The sequence below is a fragment of the Acinetobacter sp. P1(2025) genome (assembly GCF_051390655.1).
In the GTDB taxonomy this organism is placed as follows: domain Bacteria; phylum Pseudomonadota; class Gammaproteobacteria; order Pseudomonadales; family Moraxellaceae; genus Acinetobacter; species Acinetobacter junii.
On sequence record NZ_JBPKBJ010000008.1, the window covers coordinates 1 to 23,132 of the forward strand.

18 protein-coding genes and 1 pseudogene are annotated in these 23,132 nt (G+C 38.4%); 8 read left to right on the forward strand and 11 right to left on the reverse strand.

Translation table 11 applies throughout. The annotated features are described in order from the left end of the window. On the forward strand, window positions 1–1,359 hold a 1,359-nt coding region (gene ahpF, locus ACSC97_RS03395; RefSeq protein WP_436659303.1), incomplete at its 5' end, for an alkyl hydroperoxide reductase subunit F. 158 nt (window positions 1,360–1,517) lie between these two features. Next, window positions 1,518–1,862 (forward strand): hypothetical protein, encoded by a 345-nt coding sequence (locus ACSC97_RS03400; RefSeq protein WP_004915129.1) that lies wholly within the window; start codon window positions 1,518–1,520, stop codon window positions 1,860–1,862. A gap of 54 nt (window positions 1,863–1,916) precedes the next feature. Here the strand turns inward: ACSC97_RS03400 and ACSC97_RS03405 are convergent, their stop codons facing one another. Further along, a complete protein-coding gene (locus tag ACSC97_RS03405) occupies window positions 1,917–2,528 on the reverse strand; it encodes a glutathione binding-like protein (protein ID WP_004915125.1) in 612 nt (203 codons plus the stop codon). A 205-nt stretch (window positions 2,529–2,733) separates the two neighbouring features. Next, window positions 2,734–5,172, reverse strand: coding sequence for an ExeM/NucH family extracellular endonuclease (locus ACSC97_RS03410; protein WP_436659306.1), 2,439 nt, complete (start codon window positions 5,170–5,172; stop codon window positions 2,734–2,736). Window positions 5,173–5,356: 184 nt separating this feature from the next. Here ACSC97_RS03410 and trmB point away from each other — a divergent pair, with 184 nt between their 5' ends. After that, window positions 5,357–6,073 (forward strand): tRNA (guanosine(46)-N7)-methyltransferase TrmB, encoded by a 717-nt coding sequence (gene trmB / locus ACSC97_RS03415; RefSeq protein ID WP_004662584.1) that lies wholly within the window; start codon window positions 5,357–5,359, stop codon window positions 6,071–6,073. A gap of 347 nt (window positions 6,074–6,420) precedes the next feature. Next, window positions 6,421–6,780 (forward strand): hypothetical protein, encoded by a 360-nt coding sequence (locus tag ACSC97_RS03420; protein ID WP_004915115.1) that lies wholly within the window; start codon window positions 6,421–6,423, stop codon window positions 6,778–6,780. 206 nt (window positions 6,781–6,986) lie between these two features. Here ACSC97_RS03420 and ACSC97_RS03425 read toward each other — a convergent pair whose 3' ends face one another. The 4 genes from ACSC97_RS03425 to ACSC97_RS03440 all read right to left on the reverse strand — a co-directional run bounded on the left by ACSC97_RS03425 (window position 6,987) and on the right by ACSC97_RS03440 (window position 10,750). Further along, entirely contained in the window at window positions 6,987–7,763 is a 777-nt protein-coding gene (locus ACSC97_RS03425) for a Rossmann-like and DUF2520 domain-containing protein (RefSeq protein WP_436659309.1), read from the reverse strand. Window positions 7,764–7,895: 132 nt separating this feature from the next. After that, the gene (locus tag ACSC97_RS03430) at window positions 7,896–9,128 is read right to left on the reverse strand and encodes a dihydroorotase (protein ID WP_436659311.1); all 1,233 of its coding nucleotides are present in this window, start codon (window positions 9,126–9,128) and stop codon (window positions 7,896–7,898) included. An 11-nt stretch (window positions 9,129–9,139) separates the two neighbouring features. Further along, window positions 9,140–10,156 carry an aspartate carbamoyltransferase catalytic subunit gene (locus ACSC97_RS03435; RefSeq protein WP_436659313.1) on the reverse strand — a complete coding sequence of 339 codons (1,017 nt, stop codon included), beginning with the start codon at window positions 10,154–10,156 and terminating at the stop codon, window positions 9,140–9,142. Between the two features lie 237 nt (window positions 10,157–10,393). Next, window positions 10,394–10,750, reverse strand: a complete 357-nt coding sequence (locus tag ACSC97_RS03440; protein ID WP_112986832.1) for a hypothetical protein — start codon at window positions 10,748–10,750, stop codon at window positions 10,394–10,396. Window positions 10,751–10,982: 232 nt separating this feature from the next. Between ACSC97_RS03440 and rlmKL the strand changes: the two genes are divergently transcribed. Beyond that, a complete protein-coding gene (gene rlmKL / locus ACSC97_RS03445) occupies window positions 10,983–13,187 on the forward strand; it encodes a bifunctional 23S rRNA (guanine(2069)-N(7))-methyltransferase RlmK/23S rRNA (guanine(2445)-N(2))-methyltransferase RlmL (protein ID WP_436659316.1) in 2,205 nt (734 codons plus the stop codon). A 22-nt stretch (window positions 13,188–13,209) separates the two neighbouring features. Here the strand turns inward: rlmKL and ACSC97_RS03450 are convergent, their stop codons facing one another. Next, complete coding sequence (locus ACSC97_RS03450) at window positions 13,210–13,632, reverse strand: hypothetical protein (protein WP_005402769.1); 423 nt, start codon at window positions 13,630–13,632, stop codon at window positions 13,210–13,212. A gap of 164 nt (window positions 13,633–13,796) precedes the next feature. Beyond that, window positions 13,797–16,376: an ATP-dependent chaperone ClpB gene (gene clpB, locus ACSC97_RS03455; RefSeq protein ID WP_004953616.1), complete on the reverse strand. Its 2,580-nt coding sequence runs from the start codon at window positions 16,374–16,376 to the stop codon at window positions 13,797–13,799. 261 nt (window positions 16,377–16,637) lie between these two features. On the opposite strand from clpB, the gene ACSC97_RS03460 reads away from it, so the two are divergent. Beyond that, window positions 16,638–17,438, forward strand: coding sequence for a peptidoglycan DD-metalloendopeptidase family protein (locus ACSC97_RS03460; protein WP_436659392.1), 801 nt, complete (start codon window positions 16,638–16,640; stop codon window positions 17,436–17,438). A gap of 45 nt (window positions 17,439–17,483) precedes the next feature. On the opposite strand, the gene ACSC97_RS03465 is transcribed toward ACSC97_RS03460, so the two are convergent. Further along, complete coding sequence (locus tag ACSC97_RS03465; RefSeq protein ID WP_004953612.1) at window positions 17,484–17,912, reverse strand: OsmC family protein; 429 nt, start codon at window positions 17,910–17,912, stop codon at window positions 17,484–17,486. A 147-nt stretch (window positions 17,913–18,059) separates the two neighbouring features. Here ACSC97_RS03465 and crp point away from each other — a divergent pair. Beyond that, window positions 18,060–18,767: pseudogene (crp, locus tag ACSC97_RS03470) on the forward strand (cAMP-activated global transcriptional regulator CRP). Between the two features lie 203 nt (window positions 18,768–18,970). Next, the gene (locus ACSC97_RS03475) at window positions 18,971–19,750 is read left to right on the forward strand and encodes a M48 family metallopeptidase (protein ID WP_004915079.1); all 780 of its coding nucleotides are present in this window, start codon (window positions 18,971–18,973) and stop codon (window positions 19,748–19,750) included. Window positions 19,751–19,791: 41 nt separating this feature from the next. Here the strand turns inward: ACSC97_RS03475 and ACSC97_RS03480 are convergent, their stop codons facing one another. Together ACSC97_RS03480 and ACSC97_RS03485 are read right to left on the reverse strand one after the other, a co-directional pair. After that, window positions 19,792–21,531, reverse strand: a complete 1,740-nt coding sequence (locus tag ACSC97_RS03480; protein WP_436659321.1) for a biotin carboxylase N-terminal domain-containing protein — start codon at window positions 21,529–21,531, stop codon at window positions 19,792–19,794. Next, on the reverse strand, window positions 21,532–23,106 hold the full coding sequence (locus ACSC97_RS03485) for a 5-oxoprolinase/urea amidolyase family protein (RefSeq protein WP_436659323.1): 1,575 nt from the start codon (window positions 23,104–23,106) through the stop codon (window positions 21,532–21,534). Window positions 23,107–23,132 lie beyond the last annotated feature (26 nt).

Sequence of the window (23,132 nt, forward strand, 5' to 3'; positions counted from 1 at the left end):
GGTGAACAACCTCGTGTGTTCTTCGCTGGTCTACCGATGGGACATGAGTTCACCTCTTTGATCTTGGCATTGTTACAAGTTTCAGGTTATGCACCGAAGGTGTCGGATGAGGTGTTAAATCAGATTAAAGGTTTGAACTTAAAATCAAACTTTGATGTGTTTGTATCTTTGAGTTGTCACAACTGTCCAGATGTGGTTCAAGCTTTGAACCTGATTGCGATCTATAACCCAGATGCAACTACGACCATGATTGATGGTGGTTTCTTCCAAGAAGAAGTTGAAGAACGCAAAATCTTGGCAGTCCCAATGTTGTTCCAAGACAATGAACATATTGGTCAGGGTCGTATGACTTTGGAAGAAATCATCGCGAAGTTAGATAGCAACTCAGCGGAGAAAGATGCAGCACTTCTCAATGCAAAAGATGCTTTTGATGTATTGGTAATTGGTGGTGGTCCTGCAGGCGGTACAGCAGCGATCTATGCAGCGCGTAAAGGGATCAAAACTGGGATTGTGGCTGAACGTTTTGGCGGTCAAGTCATGGATACCATGGATATTGAAAACTTTACCACGATCCAAAAAACAGTTGGTCCTAAGTTTGCTCAAGATATGGAAGCGCATGTTCGTGAATATGGCGTGGACATCATGAACTTACAAAGAGTAAGCAAAATCACAGGCGCAGACCAAACGGCAAATGGTTTGGTTGAAGTTGAACTAGAAAATGGTGCTAAGCTTGAGTCTAGGACCATCATTCTTTCAACTGGTGCTCGTTGGAGAGAAATGAATGTTCCAGGTGAAGCTGAATACCGTACACGTGGTGTTGCGTACTGCCCACACTGTGATGGTCCATTATTCAAAGGTAAACGTGTTGCAGTGATTGGTGGAGGTAACTCGGGTGTAGAAGCTGCGATTGATCTAGCAGGGATTGTTGAGCATGTGACTTTGGTTGAGTTTGATACCAAACTTCGTGCTGACCAAGTCTTACAGGATAAGTTGAATAGCTTACCGAACACTACCGTTATCACCAATGCCTTGAGTACTGAAGTGGTTGGTGATGGTTCACAAGTGACAGCATTGAAGTATAAAGATCGTGCGACTGATGTAGAACACACAGTAGAACTTGCGGGAATCTTTGTACAAATTGGTTTATTGCCAAATACGGATTTCCTAAAGAACAGTGCAGTTGAACTGAGCAATCGTGGTGAGATTATGATTAACGATCGTAATGAGACCAATGTACAGGGTGTATTTGCTGCAGGTGACTGTACGACAGTACCATACAAGCAAATCATCATCGCAACAGGCGAAGGTGCGAAAGCTGCATTATCTGCCTTTGATTACATGATTCGTTCTACGAATTAAGTCAATATCTTGTTTTGTGACCACACTTACATTTAACAATGTAAGTGTGTGTTTTTACAAGTTATCAACAAATTTGTAACTTTCTTATTCACTCGCTTTGTGTTTATATTTTCGATATCCATACTTGTTGGATGCCACAACGAAAAGGAAATATGAAAATGAATAAATTACTTGTTGCGTTAGGTCTAGCTGCTACTGTTGCTCTTGTAGGCTGTAATAAAGATAAAGCACCTGAAACTGGTGCAACAACGGGTGAACATTTAGAAAACGCTGCTGAACAAGCTGGCGCTGATGTGAAAAATGCTGCTGATGCTGCAACAACCAATGTAGCTACAGCAGTTGATACTGCTGCTGATCAAATCGATGCTGCTGCTGATCATACTGCTCATGCAACTGCTGAAGCTGCTGCTAAAACTGAAGCTGCTGCACGTGATGCAACTGCGAATGTTGCTGGTGCTGTAGAATCAGGTGCAGCTGAAGTGAAAGAAAAAGCTCAACAATAATTTGTTGATAATAAAAAAGCCTCTGTATACAGAGGCTTTTTTATTTGTACAGTTTTAATTAAACAAACCTTCATCACGCATTGCAATTTGTACAGACTGACGTTCTGCAACTTTATTTCGAAGCGCGATAATATTGGTATAAGGCGTTAAATCATGCTCAATATGATTTGACCAGTTTGTCAGTACGAATAAATATGCATCCGCTGGACCAAAATTATCATCAACTAGATAATCATATTCAGATTCAGCTAAATAATTATCGATATATTTAAGTAAACGATCTACTTCTGCGTATGCTTTGGTCTTTTCATCATCTGTAAGTTTACCACCAAAGAAAACAGCATATGCATCATGAAGTTCTGAATTCAAATAACCCAACCATTCCAATACTTTAGCTCGCCCCATCCCTGATGGTGGAATCAAATCTTGCTTTGGATCGTGTTGTGCTAAGAATGGTAATATCGCTACATTTTCAGTCAAAATTAGACCTGGATTAATTTCTAGTGCTGGGACATAACCCTTAGGATTAATCTCGTAATAATCTGCACCTTTAGAAGTTTTATGCGTTTTTAAATCAACTCGTTCTAAATCAAAATCAACATTTATTTCATTTAAAATAATGTGTGCCGCTAACGAACATGCGCCTGGTGAATAATACAACTTCATCTCTAATCCTTGTTATCTAACTACTTATGCTCTTGAACTTCGAATGAACATCGAGAACAGATATAGATTTAAATTTATAATAGCTCTAATGCTAAAAACATCTACACATCTACTATTAATGAATTTTTTTCTAGCTTGCAAGTTATATTCCGTGACGATTGATTAATTTATGAAAAAACAAACTGCACAATGTCACGGAATGTAGTTAAGCTCGACCAAAAAGCTTACCTAACCACTCAAATAGAGAATTTAAGAACTCGACAATGATATTTTTCTGATTCGGTTCTAGCTGAGCATCCGGTGTTTTTAAGTCTAAGTCTACAATGACAGGGTCATGGTCAGATGAACGATATGGATCAGCAGCAAAGAAAAGTTCTTTTTGCTCATCAGTTTTATATTCTTCATTGTAATCAAGTACTGTCGGCTCATCAGCATTGATATGCCAAGCAAAAGCTTTAACTACACGTTTATAGAGATTTGCATCAGCAATCGCATGATCAAGATTACCTGCTCCACCATAACCATCACTATTACTGGAAACCCCAAAGACGTAACTATAAGCGTTCGTACCCTCTCCGATTTTGCTGTCATTGAGTAGAACTTTGTAGTTGGCTTTTTCAAAAGCTAAAATTGGGTCTTCTTTGGCATAGCTATTCATATCACCAAGCAACAAAATATTTGGATTTTTGACTTGGGTAGGATTCTTTGCAATCCACTGAGTGAGCTGTTCGACGGCTTTAACACGAGTCGGATTCCAGCAGCCTTGACCATCTTTTTGATCAGCATCAAGCGAGTTCAAGTCAACGCCCGAACAACTTTTAGATTTAAGATGATTTGGAATCACTGTGAAAATTTGTCCACCATGCACTGGTTTGAATGATTGTGCGATAGTTGAACGATTCTTTTCACCCAGATCTAGAACGGCTGCTTTATTCACTGGTTGAACACGTTTGCTATTATAAATAATCGCCACAGCAATCACATCTGTGCCTAATTGATTTAAATCTTCAGGAATTACATATTTCCAATCTGGTCCTAAAGCTTTGGTTAAATAAGCAACCGCACTATCACTACCATAACCATTATTGGCAATCTCCATCAAACCATAAACATCAGCATCAATGGATCTTAATGCGCTTATGATTTTGGCATGTTGCTTATCAAATTCAGCCTGACTGTTCGCACCACGTTCAGTTGGGAAACCATTCTTGCCATTGTCATAGTTCAACACGTTAAATGCTGCAGCACGAATATGTTTAGTTTGTTTCACAGCAATTGTCGTACGTGGATTAGTCGTGGTAACGACTTCAGGCAAGTTTGCACCTGCAATTGGTTGTACACGCCAAGCATTAAAGCGATATTCCAAAATACCTTGTGCATTCTTTAATTGATATCCAGAACGTAAAGTGTTTAAAGCACTAAAGTTTTGTGGCAACCATGGCGCTCGATTTTGATTATTATAGCCATCATCAAAAATGATTTTAGAAAGCAAATTTTGTTGTGCCAATGCCTTCGCTTCATTCGATAAAGCTGGATATAGATTGGTTGGAATAAATAGCCGACCAAGACTCAGGGACAACTCACCATAACGCCCAAAATTATAGTTCTCGCTGACAGTTAAAGTTTGCGGTAATTTCACCAACATCCCTTGATAGCGTTTTGGTGTATTACCTGTATTTTCAGTCAAACTCGTAAATGGCAAATTAAGATCAAGTGGCTGAATTAGCGATGCCATATTTTGATTACAGGTTTGTATGTCTTGCTGTAATTGATCAATTTGAAGTTGGTTTTGATAGTTAGTGAGACGACCGCGTAAAATCACCTCATCGCCGATTTGTCCACCTTTGACAGCACTGCTCGCAGGAATATAAACAAAAATAGCATTACTCACATTAGGTGTTGCCTTGCTATCAGGTGTTTGTATATAGAAACCTGAAAATCCATTGCTATAGCGATAGTCCGCCGTGATCACCCCACGAATCGTATAATTTTGATTTTGGGTTGACTGTGCTAAGTTCGCAATTGGAGTATCCGCACTGCTACAGCTGACTGATTCATTGACTGGAGGCGTTGTTGTTGAACCTGTCAAATTCGAAAAATCATTTCGATCTGACCAAGCTTGCCAAGACTGATCTAAATCAAATGGGCTGGTCGGATCAACACTGATCACAGGATTATCAGTTTGTACACGTTTAAAACTATTAGCAACACTATAGACTGTAGTGCCCCAACCTGAAGTTGGACGCTCACCTATCCGTCCAAAACGATCTACAGGCGTACCGCGATAAAGTAATACAATCGCATCATCTCCATTGAATGATAGACCTGCTACTTGATTCACTTTGTTGCCTAATTGTGTTTGTAATTCTGAACGCCCGATTAGATATTTCTGTTTACTGGCTAAAGCCCCCTGTAAAGGAAATGCTGCTGTTTTGACTGTTCCCCCATTATTAAATTGTTGGATTTCATAATCTGCTAAATTTACTGTTGTCGCATCAGGATTATAGATTTCTAAACCTTTACGGTTGCTACTACCATCAACATATTGGCTAAACATGAGTTGCGCATGTGCAATAGAAAATGTAGAAGAAGCTCCTAACAGACCTAAACAAATTGCAAGCGAATGGTAATTAAAATTTTTCATAGTTTTTTACTAAGTATTTTAAATTGCAATTAGGCTATGCAACTTCTATGACAACTCTATGAAGCTTTTTTGACAAATTTTAATCACTACTAAAAAGTTTCAAGTAAATAAAACGATTTAAAAGTTTGACTTGAACACCTGAACACTTAAAATACGGCATTTCTATATTTATATCTCCAGAATCATGTCAAACGATCAGTTAGAAACGCAAATTACGGAACTCGACAATTTGCCTGAGCACCGTGAAATTGTGACGTTTATGCGTCGTTCAGCTCCGCTCAATACGTCACAACGTACTGCTTTAGAAGATTATCGTGATTTAATTTTGGAATACCCTGTTGGTGATTTACGTCAGCACTTTGAGCATCCCGAACGTCCATTAACCGTTGAAATCGGTTTTGGCATGGGACGTTCTTTAGTACTCATGGCTAAAGCAAATCCTGAGCGCAACTTTGTCGGCATTGAAGTGCATGTTCCTGGTATCGCACAATGTGTCTATGAAGCAGGCATGGCAGGTTTAAAGAACTTATTTGTATTGGATGCTGATGCAATCCAAGTATTACGTGAAATGCCAGACAACAGTATTAACTGTGTACAACTTTATTTCCCAGATCCATGGCAGAAGAAGCGTCATTTTAAACGCCGCTTCGTGATACATGAGCGTATGCAATTAGTCGAACAGAAGTTGGAACTTGGTGGGACTTTCCACGCAGCTACTGACTGGGAACCATACGCAGAATGGATGCTTGATATTTTGGACAATCGTCCTGATATGGAAAATTTAGCAGGTAAAGGTAATAGCTACCCTCGCCCTGAATGGCGTCCAGTGACCAAATTCGAACGTCGTGGGCTTGAATCTGGTCATAAGATCAATGACTTTATTTTCAAAAAAATAAAGTAGTAATTCATCAAAATTAAAAAATAGCATTAAATATCAACATTTAATGCTATTTCAATCTCTTAAAAACCAACTCAATTTTAAATTTCAAATATAAAAGACGAAAAGTGAATTATTAAAACAACTTATAAAAGCAGTACCTATCAAGCCTATATGCTTACTTTGTAAAATCAAATGTGATCAAATTTACAGCCCTCTATTTACATGATCTATAAATATTTCTTGCTCATGTTTAGCTAAAATAAATAATGAATCATTTTGATCCCAAATGAAGAAATTATCGTTTCATAAACAATGAGTGCTCTATTCAGTGCAATGATTTAGCCCAAAGATGAAGATAGGTTGGTTTTATGGAAAAAACTCTGCAATGCCCCAAATGTGGTTCTACAGAAATCGAAGTACGTGATCATGACAAATTACTTAAAACTACAGGTGGCGTTTTAATGACTGCTGCTGGCACAACTGCTGGTACAGTAGGTGGCGCAGCAACTGGTGCATCAGTTGGAGCAGCTATAGGAACTGTAGCAGGTCCATTGGGTGTAATTGTTGGTGGAACTATTGGAACTTTCGTGGGTGCAATTAGTGTCGGGATTACAGGTGGCGTCGTTGGTAATATTTTCGGAAAAAAAGCGGGTGTCGTGATCGACAAGAATATTTTTCAAGATTATTTATGTCTAAAATGCAAACATCGTTTTAAACAAAAGAATTGATTAAGTTCAAGACACATTTACCTAATTTCTAAGCTGATATTTAAACAACTCATATCAGCTAAATGTGTTTATAAACAATACTTAAGTTTTCTAATACAGGCATTATTCAACCTGCTCCCCTTGTTATTAATTATAAAAAAATGCAAACACGACCGAACTTAGTTTAGACAAAAAAAATTATATAATTTATACATTAATGGTCATCTTCAATGTAAATGACGGCTCTTAATGCCCTCACTTAAGAGCTGATAAACATCAACAAGATCATTTCTTGCATCTTTTTCTAATAACTTATGATGCATTTTTAAAATATTTTCATCACCACGCATGGCTGGGCCTGTCTGCATTTCTTTAGGGTCATTGATTGTTGCTTTTTGTGCAGTCTCCAATATCAATGGGTGAAGTAAAGAAAAATCGACCTGTTGTTCATCAACAATTTGTTTTGCAATGTCGTAACAGTAGTTACTAAAATTGCATGCAAAAACAGCAGCCATGTGCAATGTCTGACGTTGTTGAGAACTATATTGGTAAACCTTTTGAGTCAAACTACCTGCTAATGAGGTGAGTAAATCCAAATCATGATTGTTTACAGCCTCGACAAACACAGGCGTTGCAGTCCAGTCAATCTCTCGTTCATAACTAAATGTTTGTAAAGGATAAAATACACCTGATTTGTCGTGAACTACAGAAAGAACTTCTAAACTTGTACTTCCTGAAGTATGTACAATTAATACTTGCTGCAAAGAAGCGCTAATTTTTTGAATAACTTGAACTATTGCTTGGTCAGAAATAGCGATGATCACTAGATCAATATCAGAACTTAACTGCTCAAAATCACTGATGGCAACAGCATCCACTAACGATGCTAAACGATTGGCTTTTTCTAAATCACGACTAAAAACTTGTACAATCTGGTGATCAGGATGGAGTACTTTTGCTAAATGATAGGCAACACGCCCTGCACCAATGAATGTAATTCTCATTTTTATAGAACCTTTTTAGAAGCGAAATAATCTACCAATAAACTCTTTAAGAAAAGATCACAATAATGAATTAACTAATTGAAATAGTTAAGCAGAATAAGTAACTTGACCTATTCTGCTCAGAAATAAAGTTTAGATAAATGTCTGAAGCACTTTGCCTTTCAAGGTTTGACCTAACAGCGGTGTATTTTTACCTTGAGATAAAATTGTTTCTTTTGAAACAGTCCACTCTAGTTGTGGATCAACCAGTATCCAACCTGCTTCTTGTTTCCAACGTTCAGTCATATTGGCAACTTTAGCAGGATTTAAGGTAACTTTTTCGACCCATTCTAAAGCATCAAAAACACCTTCTTGGATAAGCTGAACACCCAAACCGACATAGGTATCGAACGCTGTAATACCTGGCTGAGTTTCAGCAAATGGAGCCATTTTTGCTGAACTACTTAATGGTTCGTGATGGGTACAGATAGCGTCAATCACGCCCTCTTTTAAACCCTGACGCAACAAAGCTTTATCTTGTTCAGAGCGCAGTGGCGGACGAACATGTGCTAGAGAATTAAATCCATCCGTCAATTGTTCAGTTAAATGAAGTTGATGCATTGCTACATCCGCAGTTACTGGCAAACCTTTGGCTTTCGCAGCACGAATCAAATCAATAGACGCGCCACATGACAATAAACCAAAATGGGCTTTTACACCTGTTGCTTCGATCATGAGTAAATATTTAGCAATCGCAACAGTTTCAGCAATCGCAGGAATCATTGGCAAACCCTGACGCGATGCAATAAAGCCTTCGTGTGCACAACCATCTTTCGCGATTTGCGGCTCTTCTGCGTAAAATACTACTGTTAAATCTAGACCAGCAGCATATTCAAGCGTACGAATCACAACATCATCATTTTCAAAGGCGGCATTAGCATTTGAAACCGCAGTACAGCCACCTTTTTTTAGACCAGCCATATTAGAAGGTTGCTTGCCATTTAAACCTTGAGTTTGAGCACCAATAATTTGAAGATAAATACCACCATCTAGTTGAGCTTTCTCAATTAGACCATGGATTAACGCACCATTATCTTGCACGATCGGCTTTGAGTCAGGAGGTGTAATTACATGCAAAATACCGTTTGCTCGCGCAGCTCTCCCCTCAGATTTTAATGTGCCATGCTGTTGTTGTCCTGGTTCACGCAAACGCGCGCAGAGATCAACCATAGTTGGCATTAACCATTTACCTTGACCATCAATCGTCTGATCAACTTGAGATGCTGCATCAACAATTTTACCGTTCTCTACATAAACAGTTTTAACTTGATCTGTTTTTTGAATTGGATCGAGTACACGGACATTTTCAATTTTTACAATACACATGTGTAGCACCCTTATACAGCAATCGCTTCAATTAAACCTTCTTCTTGGAGCTGACCTTGCATCGCAAGTGCCAATACTGCCATGCGAACCGCAATACCATTCGTGACCTGTTTTAAAATCACTGATTGATCGCCATCAGCGACACTCGAATCAATTTCAACGCCACGGTTCATCGGTCCAGGATGCATCACAATACAATCTGGTTTAGCTAAAGCAAGACGTTCTTTATTTAAACCATACATCTTGTAAAACTCAGATTGAGATGATAATGCTGGAGAGTCGATACGTTCATTCTGAATACGTAATGCAATGATGACATCACAGTCAGTCACACCTGCATCCATTTGATTGAACAAGCGAACATGTTCACCGTATTCATTAAAACCCACAGGTAACAAAGTATTCGGTGCAATCACTCGAATGTCTTTACAGCCCAATGTCTGCAAAGCAGCGACATTTGAACGTGCAACACGTGAATGTTTGATGTCACCAATAATTGCAACGCTTAATTGCTCAAAAGGCTTTTTAGTTTCACGGCGAATGGTCAGCATATCTAGCATCGCTTGCGTTGGGTGCGCATGACGACCATCACCTGCATTAATAATTGCGACCTTTGGACATACATCTTTTGCTATGAAGTGTGCAGCACCTGAAGAGGAATGACGCACGACGAATACGTCCGCAGCCATAGCTTCTAAATTCCACAGAGTGTCACGCAAAGTTTCACCTTTAGATGTACTTGAGCGTGCAATATCAATATTTAATACATTTGCGGATAAACGTTTAGCTGCTGCTTCAAAGGTAGTACGTGTACGAGTAGAGTTTTCAAAAAATAGATTCATTACCGTGCGCCCTTCTAGAAGCGGACGATTAATCAAATTATTATTATCATCTAAAAAGCTTTGTGCTGTATCTAAAATCTTAGTCAGACTTTCTTTTGAAAGCCCCTCAATCGTTAAAAAATGCTTGAGATTTCCTTGTTGATTGAGCTGTATCTGACTCAAAGTATGCAATGCTGCCACGTGCATAAGAGATTCCTTATACGTTAAGTTAACGCATTATACAGATTTTATATTTCTTTCGTCGTTGAAGTTTTCAGCACTCAGCAAAACTTTTTAGTGGTGATCTTCAATAACGATTTAATATTTTCTCTGCATGGTAATTTGATGAAAAGAAAATCAAAAAAAATAAGGATGTAGAAAAAGCTCTACACCCTTGTAACGCTGTAATTATTTTTCACTTATTGTTTTTTTTATTATTATCACTTATCGCAATGCACCAATATAATGGTGAGCGACTTGAGCTTTATAAATTTCTTCTTCTGTAACTTCCATAAAATAGCTTTCTTCTGTTTCTTCTAGCTTTTTATTTTCAACTATGGCTAACGTAGGCTCTGGATATAAATCTATTAATGGACGTAAACGATCAACATAGTGAGCCAACTCTTCGTCACTTGTTTCCAAAGCAATTTCTATAATGTGTTTTGCATATTCTTTATTGTTAACTAAGTACATCACATCAATTACACGACTGGATACACGTCTTAAACGAACATACATTTGTGTTGCGATAGCAAAAGCTTCAGCATTTACCTTAATTTCACTATTCATGCTTTCTTTCATAAAGTCCTCACGTCGTTGGGAGAAATGTATATTCTTGATTCATCACAGAGAAAGCAAAATATGTACCAATAATTAAAAACATATTTAACTTAAATAATATTTTTATGAAAATTGATTAAAAATAGTAAAAATAATAGTCAATAATGCGGTCGATCACACAAATTTGCACCGACAGTTTCATTAAAAATCAGTTAAAATAGCCGATTGCTGAACTGCTTTTTTGGAAATGTGCATGAATTCTACACAACGTCTGACAAACTATTGGGTGACCTGTGCGGATGGACTTGAAACCTTATTACAACAAGAACTTGAAAATTTAGGTATTCAAAACATTCAACGCTTTGCTGGACGTTTGGTATTTAAAGGTACACTAGAAAATGCATATCGTGTTTGTATGTGGTCTAGACTTGCTTCTCGCGTGTTGTTACCGATCCACACTCACGAATTAGAACATACTCACGATGCCCGTGATGTCGCAGAAGAACTCTATGAAGGTGCAATCAGCTTTGACTGGTCTCTCATTTTTGCACCGCAAAGCACCTTCGCAGTGCGTTTACATGTTGAACGAGACATTAAAGTAAACACTCAATTTGCAACTTTACGTGTGAAAGATGGTGTTGTCGATTCGTTTATGGAAGCTGTTGGTAAGCGTCCAAGTATCGATATTAAACAGCCTGAAATTACCCTTTATGCTTTGGCTGGAAAAACTGAACATACTTATTGCTTAGATTTATCGGGTGACTCATTGCACAAGCGTGGCTATCGCCGCTTTATGACTGACGCTCCGATCAAAGAAAACCTTGCAGCTGCGATATTACTAAAAGCAGATTTAGCAAATTATCGACCTGATATTATTTTAGATCCAATGTGTGGTTCAGGGACATTTATCATTGAGTCACTCATGATACTCACTGATCGTGCACCAGGATTAGTGAGACGTTTTGGATTCAATGGTTGGCATGGACATGATCGTGATTTATGGTTATCACTCAAAGCCGAAGCTGCTGAACGCCATGAAAAAGCGCTAGAACAAGATTTACCAACATTTTATGCTTACGATGCTGATTGGGAAGCTGTTAAAGCGACGCGTCAAAATATTATTGCTGCAGGCTTCGAAAAACTATTGGATCAAATCCAGATTGAAGAACGTACTTTAGCAGATTGGGATGATTTCCATGCTGAAGGTAAAAAAGCATTTATCGTAACGAATCCTCCTTATGGTGAACGTTTAGGTGATAAAGCATCTAACCGCTCACTTTATCTAGGTTTATCTAGCTTATTACAGAAAAATTTTCCAAATCAACGTGCTGCAATCATCGCTGCGCAAATTGAACAAGCGGATGTTTTGGCATTTAATGACCCTCAAACATTACGTTTGATGAATGGTAAATTGCCGATCTACACGCGATTCGGAACAATTAAACCAGCAACAGTTACTCAACCATTTCTAGCGACATGGCAACCTCAACAATTTGAAAAAATTGAAGGTGCAGAAGATTTTTCAAACCGTTTGCAAAAAAATATGCAAAACCTAAAAAAATGGGCTGTAAAAGAAAACGTATTCTGTTTACGTATTTATGATGCAGATTTGCCTGATTTTAATGTTGCTGTCGATCTTTATGGTGATCGATTACACGTACAAGAATATGCCCCACCAAAAAGTATTGATCCTGAAAAAGCTAAAAAACGTTTCAATTTAGCTTTAGCTGCTATTCGTGCAGTTACAGGTCTAAATCGTGATGCGATTTTTATCAAAACACGTGCTAGACAAACGGGTACAAATCAATATACCAAGCAAAGTACAGCATCAAAACGCTTTATCGTACAAGAAGGTAAAGCACGTATCTTAGTAAACTTGACTGATTATTTGGATACAGGTCTATTCCTAGACCATCGTCAAATGCGTTTACGAATTGCAAAAGAAGCACGTGGAAAACACTTCCTTAATTTGTATAGTTATACTTCAACAGCAAGCTTACATGCCGCTTTGGGTGGTGCAGCAAGCACAACGAGTGTGGATTTATCTAATACTTACTTGAGCTGGTCTAAAGAAAACTTTGTATTGAACGGATTAACTGTTGATCATGCCGATGAACAACATATGTTCTTTGCAAGTGATTGCTTTGAGTGGTTAAAAGAAGGTCATGAACAATATGATTTAATCTTTATTGATCCACCTACTTTCTCAAACTCAAAGAAATTCTACGGGACTTTTGACGTTCAGCGAGATCATGTTTCATTAATTAAACGTGCAATGAATCGCCTAACAAGTGATGGTACTTTGTATTTCTCAAACAACTATCGTGGGTTTGAGTTAGATGAAGAAATTGAAGCGATGTATCAGATTGAGGAAATCACGTCTGAAACCATCGGTTTAGATTTCAAACGAAATCACAAAATCCATCGTGCTTGGAAAATCCAACATCAACAAATCTAAGTAAATCATCCAAGAGATCGGGTTACTTGACAGTAATCCGAATCTCACCTTTGATATTTGATGATTCAAACTCATATATCGTAAAGCGATCTGGATCTTGTGCATGAGGCTTGATCGTTGCCTTTTTCTTTTCTCGCAAGTCAGCGACATTATTTTTCTTTTGTTCTTCGTATGGCGACAGAACACCATCTAAAAGCGTTTCAATACGAATTTCTCGCAAATAATTATCACTTAAAATTCGCTGAGCACGCCACCGCTCTTCCTCAGGCTTCTGAGCATCTTGTTCAGCTTTCTGAATAATATAAGGTAAGGTATTGTTTAATATAGATGTTTGTTGAGCAAGAATCCTTTCTGATAGTGGCTGAACAGCCCAACCTTTCAAAGGCAGAGCGGTTATGAACAAAATTACACCGATATTGGTGTAATAGTGCTGCTTTTTTTCCATTGCAATTCATCCTGAATTTTTTTCTTATTTGCTCAGAAAGTATCAAGTTTTTCATAATGTCGCAATGTCATTGGTAATATTCATTGAAAAATCTGATAAATTGCTTAATACAAAAAAAGATGGTGACTTATGTCACCATCTTTTTAACTTGAAGATTTCAAAATTTAACTGAGTTTGATTTTGTCAAATACCAGTTGTCCGCCCTCAGCTTTAATCAAAATATTATCTCCTGGTTGGAACTCACCTGATAATATTTTTTGAGCAAGACTATTTTCAACTTGCTGTTGTATCGCACGTTTCAAAGGTCGAGCTCCGTAGATCGGGTCAAAACCAGCATCAATTAACAGATCAAACGCTGTATCATCAACAGTTAAGCCCATATCACGATCACTCAAACGAGAACGTAAACGATCTAACTGAATATCTGCGATACCACGTATCTGAGCTTTTTGTAGTGAGTGGAAGATCACTAGCTCATCAATACGGTTGATAAACTCTGGACGAAAATGCTGACTTACAGCACTCATCACAACAGTTCTTACTTCATCATCAGTTGCGCCTTCTCCTAATTCACGAACATCTTGTGAACCAAGGTTAGATGTCATTACGATAACCGTATTTTTAAAGTCAACCACACGACCTTGCGAATCCGTTAAACGACCATCATCCAACACTTGTAATAAGATATTGAATACATCTGGATGTGCTTTTTCCACCTCATCAAACAGTACGACGCTATAAGGTTTACGACGTACAGCTTCAGTTAAAACACCACCCTCTTCATAACCAACATAACCTGGAGGTGCACCGACTAATCGGCTAACTGAGTGCTTCTCCATAAATTCAGACATATCGATACGAATCATCGCATCATCACTATCAAACAAGAAGTTTGCTAATGCTTTAGTCAACTCAGTTTTACCAACCCCAGTTGGACCAAGGAATAAAAATGACCCACTTGGGCGATTTGGATCTGACAAACCTGCACGTGAACGACGAACTGCATTCGATACGGCAACTACTGCTTCATCTTGCCCAACTACACGATTATGTAAAAACTCTTCCATATTAAGAAGTTTCTCACGCTCGCCTTGAAGCATTTTTGAAACAGGGATTCCTGTTGCTGCACTTACCACTTCAGCAATTTCATTTTCAGTCACTTTAGTACGAATGAGCTTTGGTTCCTCATTTTCTTCTGCGACTTCAGCTTGTTCCAAACGTTTTTGTAACTCTGGAATCACACCGTATTGCAAACGTGCAGCCTCAGCTAAATCACCTTCACGCTTTGCTTTTTCTAAAGCAACACGTGCTTGATCAAGTTCAACTTGAGCCTTTTTATCACCTTCGACCAGTGTTTTTTCAGCTTTCCAAATTTCCTCTAGATCATTGTACTCTTTTTGCTTTTCAGCAATCTGTTGCTCTAAATGATTAACTTCAGCTTTACTACCCGCATCTTCATCTTTTTTCACCGCTTCTAGTTGCATTTTTAACTGAATTAAGCGGCGATCCAATTTATCTAAAGCTTCAGGTTTAGAGTCGATCTCCATTTTGATGCGCGATGCAGCTTCATCAATCAAGTCAATCGCCTTATCTGGTAACTGACGATCAGTGATATATCGATGAGACATTTTCGCAGCAGCAATAATCGCTGAGTCTAGAATTTGTACACCGTGATGTGTTGCATATTTCTCTTTAAGACCACGTAAAATTGCAATCGTATCTTCCACACTCGGTTCATCTACCAAGACTTTTTGGAAGCGGCGCTCAAGTGCAGCATCTTTTTCAATGTATTGACGATATTCATCTAAAGTCGTTGCACCAACACAACGCAACTCACCGCGAGCCAAAGCAGGTTTTAACATATTACCTGCATCCATCGCACCATCACCCTTACCAGCACCAACAAGTGTATGCAACTCATCGATGAAGAGAATGATTTCACCCTCATGCTTCGCAAGGTCTTTTAGAACGGCTTTTAAGCGCTCCTCAAACTCACCTCGATATTTTGCACCCGCAAGTAATGAGCCCAAATCCAAAGAGAGTACACGCTTATTCTTCAAGCTTTCAGGTACTTCACCATTGATGATTCGTTGTGCCAACCCCTCTACAATTGCGGTTTTACCCACACCAGGCTCACCAATTAACACAGGGTTATTCTTGGTACGGCGCGACAACACTTGAATGGTACGGCGAATTTCATCATCACGTCCAATCACAGGGTCTAACTTACCTGCCAATGCACGCTCAGTTAAATCAATCGTATATTTATTTAATGAGTCACGTTGATCTTCGTGATTATTACTCATAACTTTGTCATTTCCTCTAATATTTTCAATGACTTTACGTAAATTCTCTGCTGTAACACCAACACCATTCAAAATAGTTTTGGTTTCGCCTGTCTCCGCTAAACCCAACAACACCCAATCTGTTGATAAAAACTCATCACCAACTTTCTGTGCATAGCGATCCGCAAGATTCAATGCCTTTACTGCTTCAGGATTAAGATTAATATCACCTGTTGGGTTTGCTAATGTCGGAGCATTTTTTAAAGCTTGCTCTAATTTCTGCTTTAACTCAGGTAAGCGAGCGCCAGCCTGTTGTAATAAGCTTAAATTAGCAGGCTCTTCTAACAAGGTTGTCAGAATATGAATTCCTGCTATCGCTGTATGATCCTTACCCATTGCTAACGATTGAGCATCTGAAAGAGCTTGCTGTAAACGGTTTGTAAATTTTTCAAAACGCATTCTTGTTATTCCTCACAACAAATTTTCAACTTGTAATTAAGATGGGAACTAATTTTTAAATTTCAAATAAAATTTATATATATTTCAAAAATTTATATTAATCATCATTAATAAAACTCAGTAATAATATGGGACTATAAACGCCCTATTTCAAGTATAATTTTATAAATTTTTAATGTGTTGAAATATCACAAATGGACTATTGCTTATAATTTCAATCTGACCTACTTTGACATAAATAATTTCATGTCATTGAAAGCAATGTATTTTAATAAGTTTGTTATTTCTTCTGTTCTTATTACACTTTCATCAGTCTCAGTAGCTGAATTACCTAAAGACTCGCGTCGAGCGGGAGGAATTGCGGTAATACCATTATCAGACCAAATAACGCAGGTGTTTTATAACCATAAACCTGTTTTAATTTCCCGTGAAAATTCTAAACGATATGCTGTTTTCGGTATTCCTTTATCTGCTCCTGCTGGAATATTGAGCCTAGAAACGAATATCGCCCCAATTCAAATTGAGATCAATGCATTCTCATATGCTGAGCAACGTTTAAACGTAAAAAATCAGGATTATGTAAATCCTACTCAAGCGCAACTTGACCGCTATGCTCGCGAAGCCAAAGAACAAAATGATATTTACGACTCTTTTACAAACAGTACTTGGACTCAATTTCCCAATTTTATCAGTCCAACTAAAGGTAAATTCAGTAATTCTTTTGGTCGGAAGCGTTTTTTTAATGGAGAAGAACGTGCTCCACATTCTGGATTAGATATTCCTGCACCTGTAGGACAAAAAGTAATTGCACCTGCTGATGGTATTGTCGTTCAGACTGGAAACTACTTTTTCAATGGTAATACCATCATGATTGATCATGGTCAGGGCTTAATCAGCATGTATTGCCACTTAAGTAAAATTGATGTTGAAAAAGGTCAAACTATTCGTCAAGGTCAACTTATCGGTCTTGTAGGAAAAACTGGACGAGTGACAGGCGCACATTTGCATTGGGGTATGAGTTTAAATAATGCACGAGTTGATCCACAATTATTTTTAAAATAAAAAAGGTGATCGATATTGATCACCTTTTAGAAAATCTAAACAATCTTAAGCTTCGGCAGTTTCAACAATTTCAAAATCATGCGTGATTTCGACACCACCATCAGATAACATTTTACTTGCTGAACAATATTTTTCAGCAGAAAGTTCAACTGCCTTCTCAACTTGCTTTTCTTTGACAGCTTTTCCAGTCACAATAAAGTGCAAATGGATTTTGGTAAATACTGCTGGAATCGCGTCAGCACGTTCAGCTTTTAACTGACACACGACATTCGTCACATCTTGACGAGATTTCTTTAAAATGGTCACAATATCAAACGAAGCACAACCACCAAGTCCCATTAAAATCAACTCCATAGGACGTGGACCACGGTTTTCACCCCCATATTCAGCGGAACCATCCATCAGCACAGTGTGACCACTTTCTGATTTCGCTTCAAAAGCAACATTCTCTAACCAATGTACACTTGTTTGCATTGCAACTACCCAAAAAACGTTATAAATTTACTCTGTTCTTGTACACTAACATAAAATGAGTTGATAAGGAATTTCATCTCTTCTGTGTAGAAAAGGCTCTAACAAGGCCTGTGCGATCGGTTTTATCCAAATTCGGAAATTTTAAGCATGACTTCAAATTTTTCACAGCTTAGTACTGATGCTTTATCACCAGGTCAATTACCTGAATCTGTTAAAGCCTTGCTAAAACGTGCTCATATTAACAGATAGCCTAAACGCACCACGATTGTTGACGCTGGAACGGAATCAAAATCACTGTATTTAATATTAAAAGGTTCGGTGTCAATTATTTTACGTGAAGATGATGAACGTGAGATTGTCGTTGCATACTTAAACCCTGGGGATTTCTTTGGCGAAATGGGTCTTTTTGAGAAGAACCCACAACGTACTGCGGAAGTAAGAACTCGTGATGTTTGTGAAATCGCCGAGATTTCATACGACAACTTCCACGAATTAAGCAAACAATATCCTGATTTGAGCTACGCGGTATTTGCTCAATTAGTTCGCCGCTTAAAAAATACAACACGTAAAGTAACTGACCTTGCATTTATTGATGTATCTGGTCGTATTGCACGTTGTTTAATTGATTTATCTTCGCAACCAGAAGCAATGATCTTACCAAATGGTCGTCAAATCCGTATTACTCGCCAAGAGATTGGTCGTATTGTCGGTTGTTCACGTGAAATGGTTGGACGTGTTCTTAAGACGCTTGAAGATCAAGGCATGATTCAAATTGATGGTAAAGCAATTTTAATTTTTGATACGTCATTAGAAGAAAATGCATTTACTGAAGAAGAGTTTGACGACGAAGAATAATCGTTACACGCTTCAAGTGACTCTTAACAAAGCCAGTGCCTCACACTGGCTTTAATTTTTTGATTTATCTCAAATATCATTTTCAGTTTGATTACATAATTACAATGATTATAGAGAGATTCAGAATGTTATGCGCTTCAAACATTTTTTATAATTCTAATGAAAGATTAAACCAATAAGATACTGATTTGGAGAGAATAAGTATGAAGAAGCTGGCTTTAAGCCTTTGTGCAGCATCAGTGATGACCATTTCTGGTTGTGCTTCTTTTGCTGATATGGCTGGTGCAGATAGTGCAACTTTGAATGCTCAATCAGCACAAAGTTTCTCTAAAATGACTCAAGAAGCTCGTGCTAAAAACCAACTTGATACTAGTTCTAGCACTTATCAACGTATCAATACGGTTTTCTTACGTTTAAAACCTTACGCAGATCGAATGAATCAAACTGGACAACGCTTTGATTGGCAGCTTGCAGTGTTGAAATCTGACAACGTGAATGCTTATGTCGCACCTGGCGGTAAAGTTGTTTTCTACACAGGTATCGTAAATAAGCTTAATTTAACCAATGATGAAATCGCTGCAATTATGGGACATGAAATGACCCATGCCCTTGAAGAGCATGCTAAAAGCAAAATTGGGGCTCAAGCACTGACTAGCCTAGCCATTGGTATTGGTACCAGCTATGCAGGCGCTAATATTGGTGAAGCTGGAAATGCAGCAATTAACTTAGGTAGCCAAATTGGTATTGGTTTACCTTATTCTCGTAATCTCGAAAGTCGTGCCGATTACGGCGGTCTAATGTTAATGGCTCGCGCTGGATACAATCCTAACGCGGCAATCAGCTTATGGGAAAAAATGAATCGTCTTGATGGTCCTGGCGGTGCATCATTCTTATCAACGCATCCATCAAATACTCAACGTATTGGCGATATGCGTAAGAACCTACCAGCAGCTATGGCTGTGTACAATCAAAGCCGTCGTTAAGCCATACAAAGCCACTAGATAATGATCTAGTGGCTTTTTTATTATAATGCTCTCAGAGCATGAATCTCAGCTATTTTCTCATCGTTTGAATAATTTTGATGGATCTGTGCTAATTGCTTAATCTGTCCACTACGATGAGCAGTTACCTGAACTTCCATTTTCATTGCCTCCATCACTGCAACTACATCACCTTTTTCTACCATTTGATTGTCTTCTACTTTCCAAGCTGTAATTACACCTGAGATTGGAGCAAGCAGTGTTTTTTCATCAAATACTTTAACTTCTTCTGTAGGTTTTACATTCTGTTGAACGGTTTGAAAATTTAAAAACTCCTTCGGCAATCCAATTTGTTGTAACTTCCCATCTATTTCAATCATGAAGCGTGCAAATTGATGATCATCCTGAATCATACTTCGCTGTTGAACTTCATATTCGTGAGAAAAATCTTGCTCAATCCATCGCGTATGTACTTTAAATTCGTCAACAAAATCTGGATGTTGCAATACTGCTTTATGAAAAGGTAAAACAGTGGCTATACCTTCTATTTCAAAAGCAGCTAAAGCCCTTTTAGCTCGTTGAATGGCAATCTCACGTGTTGGTCCCGTCACGATTAATTTTGCAAGTAAAGAATCAAAATGGCAGGAGACTTCACTTCCTTGCATAACGCCTGTGTCTAGACGAATTCCAATACCAGATGGCGCCATAAATTTGGATATTTGACCAAATGAGGGAATAAATCCACGTGCAGGATCTTCGGCATTGATACGAAACTCAATTGCATGTGTTTGAACTTTCGGCGTAGCTTGGATTGAAAGCGGTTCACCTAATGCAATTTTTATTTGTTCCACAACAATATCTAGTCCCGAAGTTTGTTCAGACACGGGATGTTCAACTTGTAATCGTGTATTAACCTCTAAAAATGACAGCTTGCTATTTTGGCTCAATAAATATTCGACTGTACCTGCCCCGACATAATCAACTGCACGACACAGCTTGATCGATGAACTTACAATTTGTTGATAAATCTCATCTGAGATAAACGGTGCTGGCGCTTCCTCTACAAGCTTTTGATTACGTCTTTGCAAAGAGCAATCTCGTGTTCCAACAACAACGATATGACCTAACTGATCTGCGAGAATCTGAGCTTCAATATGTCTAGGCTTATCCAAATATTGTTCAACATAACATTCGCCTCGTCCAAAGGCTGCTGTAGCTTCTCTGACGGCAGACTCATACAGGCTCGCAACTTCCTCGAGCTCCCAAGCGACCTTTAAACCACGTCCACCGCCACCATAAGCGGCCTTGATAGCAATCGGGAGGCCATATTGTTTAGCAAACTTTAGTGCTTCTTCTGCAGACTGTAGTGGTTGTGCTGTGCCCTGTACCAATGGAGCACCAACTGATTGAGCAATTTTTCTTGCTTGAATCTTGTCACCAAGTTGTTGAATTGCCTTAGGAGATGGCCCAACCCAAATAAGACCTGCATCCAATACGGCTTGCGCAAAATCAGCACGTTCTGAAAGGAAACCATATCCTGGATGAATCATCGTGACTTGAGCTTTTTTGGCAATTGCCAAAATTTTATTAATATCGAGATAAGTTTCTTTTGCAGTCAAACCCGATAGCGCCCAAGCTTCATCCGCCATTTTGACATGTAAACTCGCCATGTCATCATCTGCATAGATTGCAACCGATCTAATCGCTAAATCTTTGCAAGCTTGAATCACTCGAACTGCAATCTCACCCCGATTTGCAATTAAAAGCTTATGTGAACTGTACATTTATTTTAAGTCCATAAAATCTGAAATTTGTCTAAATTTAATCAAACACCCTGTTGGAATCTGCGCGATTAGGTCAAGATGATATGCTGTAACACTCGCGATGACTGGATATCCACCTGTAATTGGGTGATCATTCATAAATAAGACAGGCTGACCATTTGGGGGTACTTGTATCGCACCAGTACAACATCCTTCACTCGGTAACTCTTTGTCGCTCTCTCTCACTAGCGGTTTTTCACCACTTAATCTCAATCCAATTCGGTTACTTTCGGCACTGACTTGCCAACGCTGATTGAAGAACAATTCCAAACTTTCTGTAGAGAACCAATCTGTTCGAGGACCTAAACACACATCTATAATGATTTCATCGCCTACTTTTGGTTTTGTTCGAACAAAATGATTTAACTCAACAGGATATGTTTTTAACTGAGCAGAATAAATCTGATCACCAACCTGAATAGGTGATGTACCCAATTCTGCAAGCGAATCATAACTGACACTACCTAGAATTTGCTCCGCATAGATTCCACCCTGAACTGCAAGATAGTTACGCAACCCTTCTTTAGGCTGTGTTAGATAGATCTCATCACCTTCATCTAAAGCGATTGGTTGGGATAAACTGGCTTGTCTTTTACCTGTCTCTTTATAAGTAATCCAAAGCTCACTCAATGCACCCGTCACTGCGATTACAGATGGCTGAATGACTTTAAGTTTTAGCCCACCATTTAAAATTTCTAACACTGCTGCGTGTTTAGGATTACCAACGATTAGGTTCGCTTCAGCAAAAGAACTCTGATCTAACGCGCCTGCTCTTCCAACTCCAAGAGATGCTACATGATGTCGACCTTGATCTTGGACTAAGACTTGTAATCCAGTATTTAATACTTCAAATAAAACAGGTTTGTGGGTTGCTAAATTTGAATGAACTAGGGTTGTTGAAACAGAGGTTTGTGTTGGGTTTCGACTAATATCTTTAAAAATCACTTGATCAGAAGGCAGTAACAAAGCTGGATTTTCTCGGTGAATATCCCACATGATTTCATCCGTTCTCCCAATCAGTTGCCACCCACCAGGACTCTCCTTAGGATAAATTCCGCTATATTCTCCTGCTAAACCGACCGATCCTGCTGTTACTTTTTTACGGGGTGAGGATCGGCGTGGGACACTACCAAATGGCTGGTCATGGCTCATCAAATAAGCAAATCCCGGTGCAAAACCAATGAATGCAACTTGCCAGCAGGTTTCGGTATGTTTTCGAATCAATTGTTGAGTTGTTAGCCCTAAATGATCGGCTATTTCTGCTAAATCACAACCATCATAATGAACACCAATAACAATTTCTTTAGTTGAATTAAATCGTTTTAATTCAATTTTTTGGGAACGAATCCATTTGATCAAGCTAAGTTGATCAATCCAAATTGGATCGAAATACACCAAGACTGTTCGAGCAGCAGGAATTAATTCTTGAATATAAGGATGATTCGCTTGATTGAGTGATTGATATACTGCAATTGTTGTTTCTAAAGCATCTAATTCAATTAAAAATGCATTTTCATTGACCGATAAAAATCTCATTCCAGCACTCAACGATATGATCTATA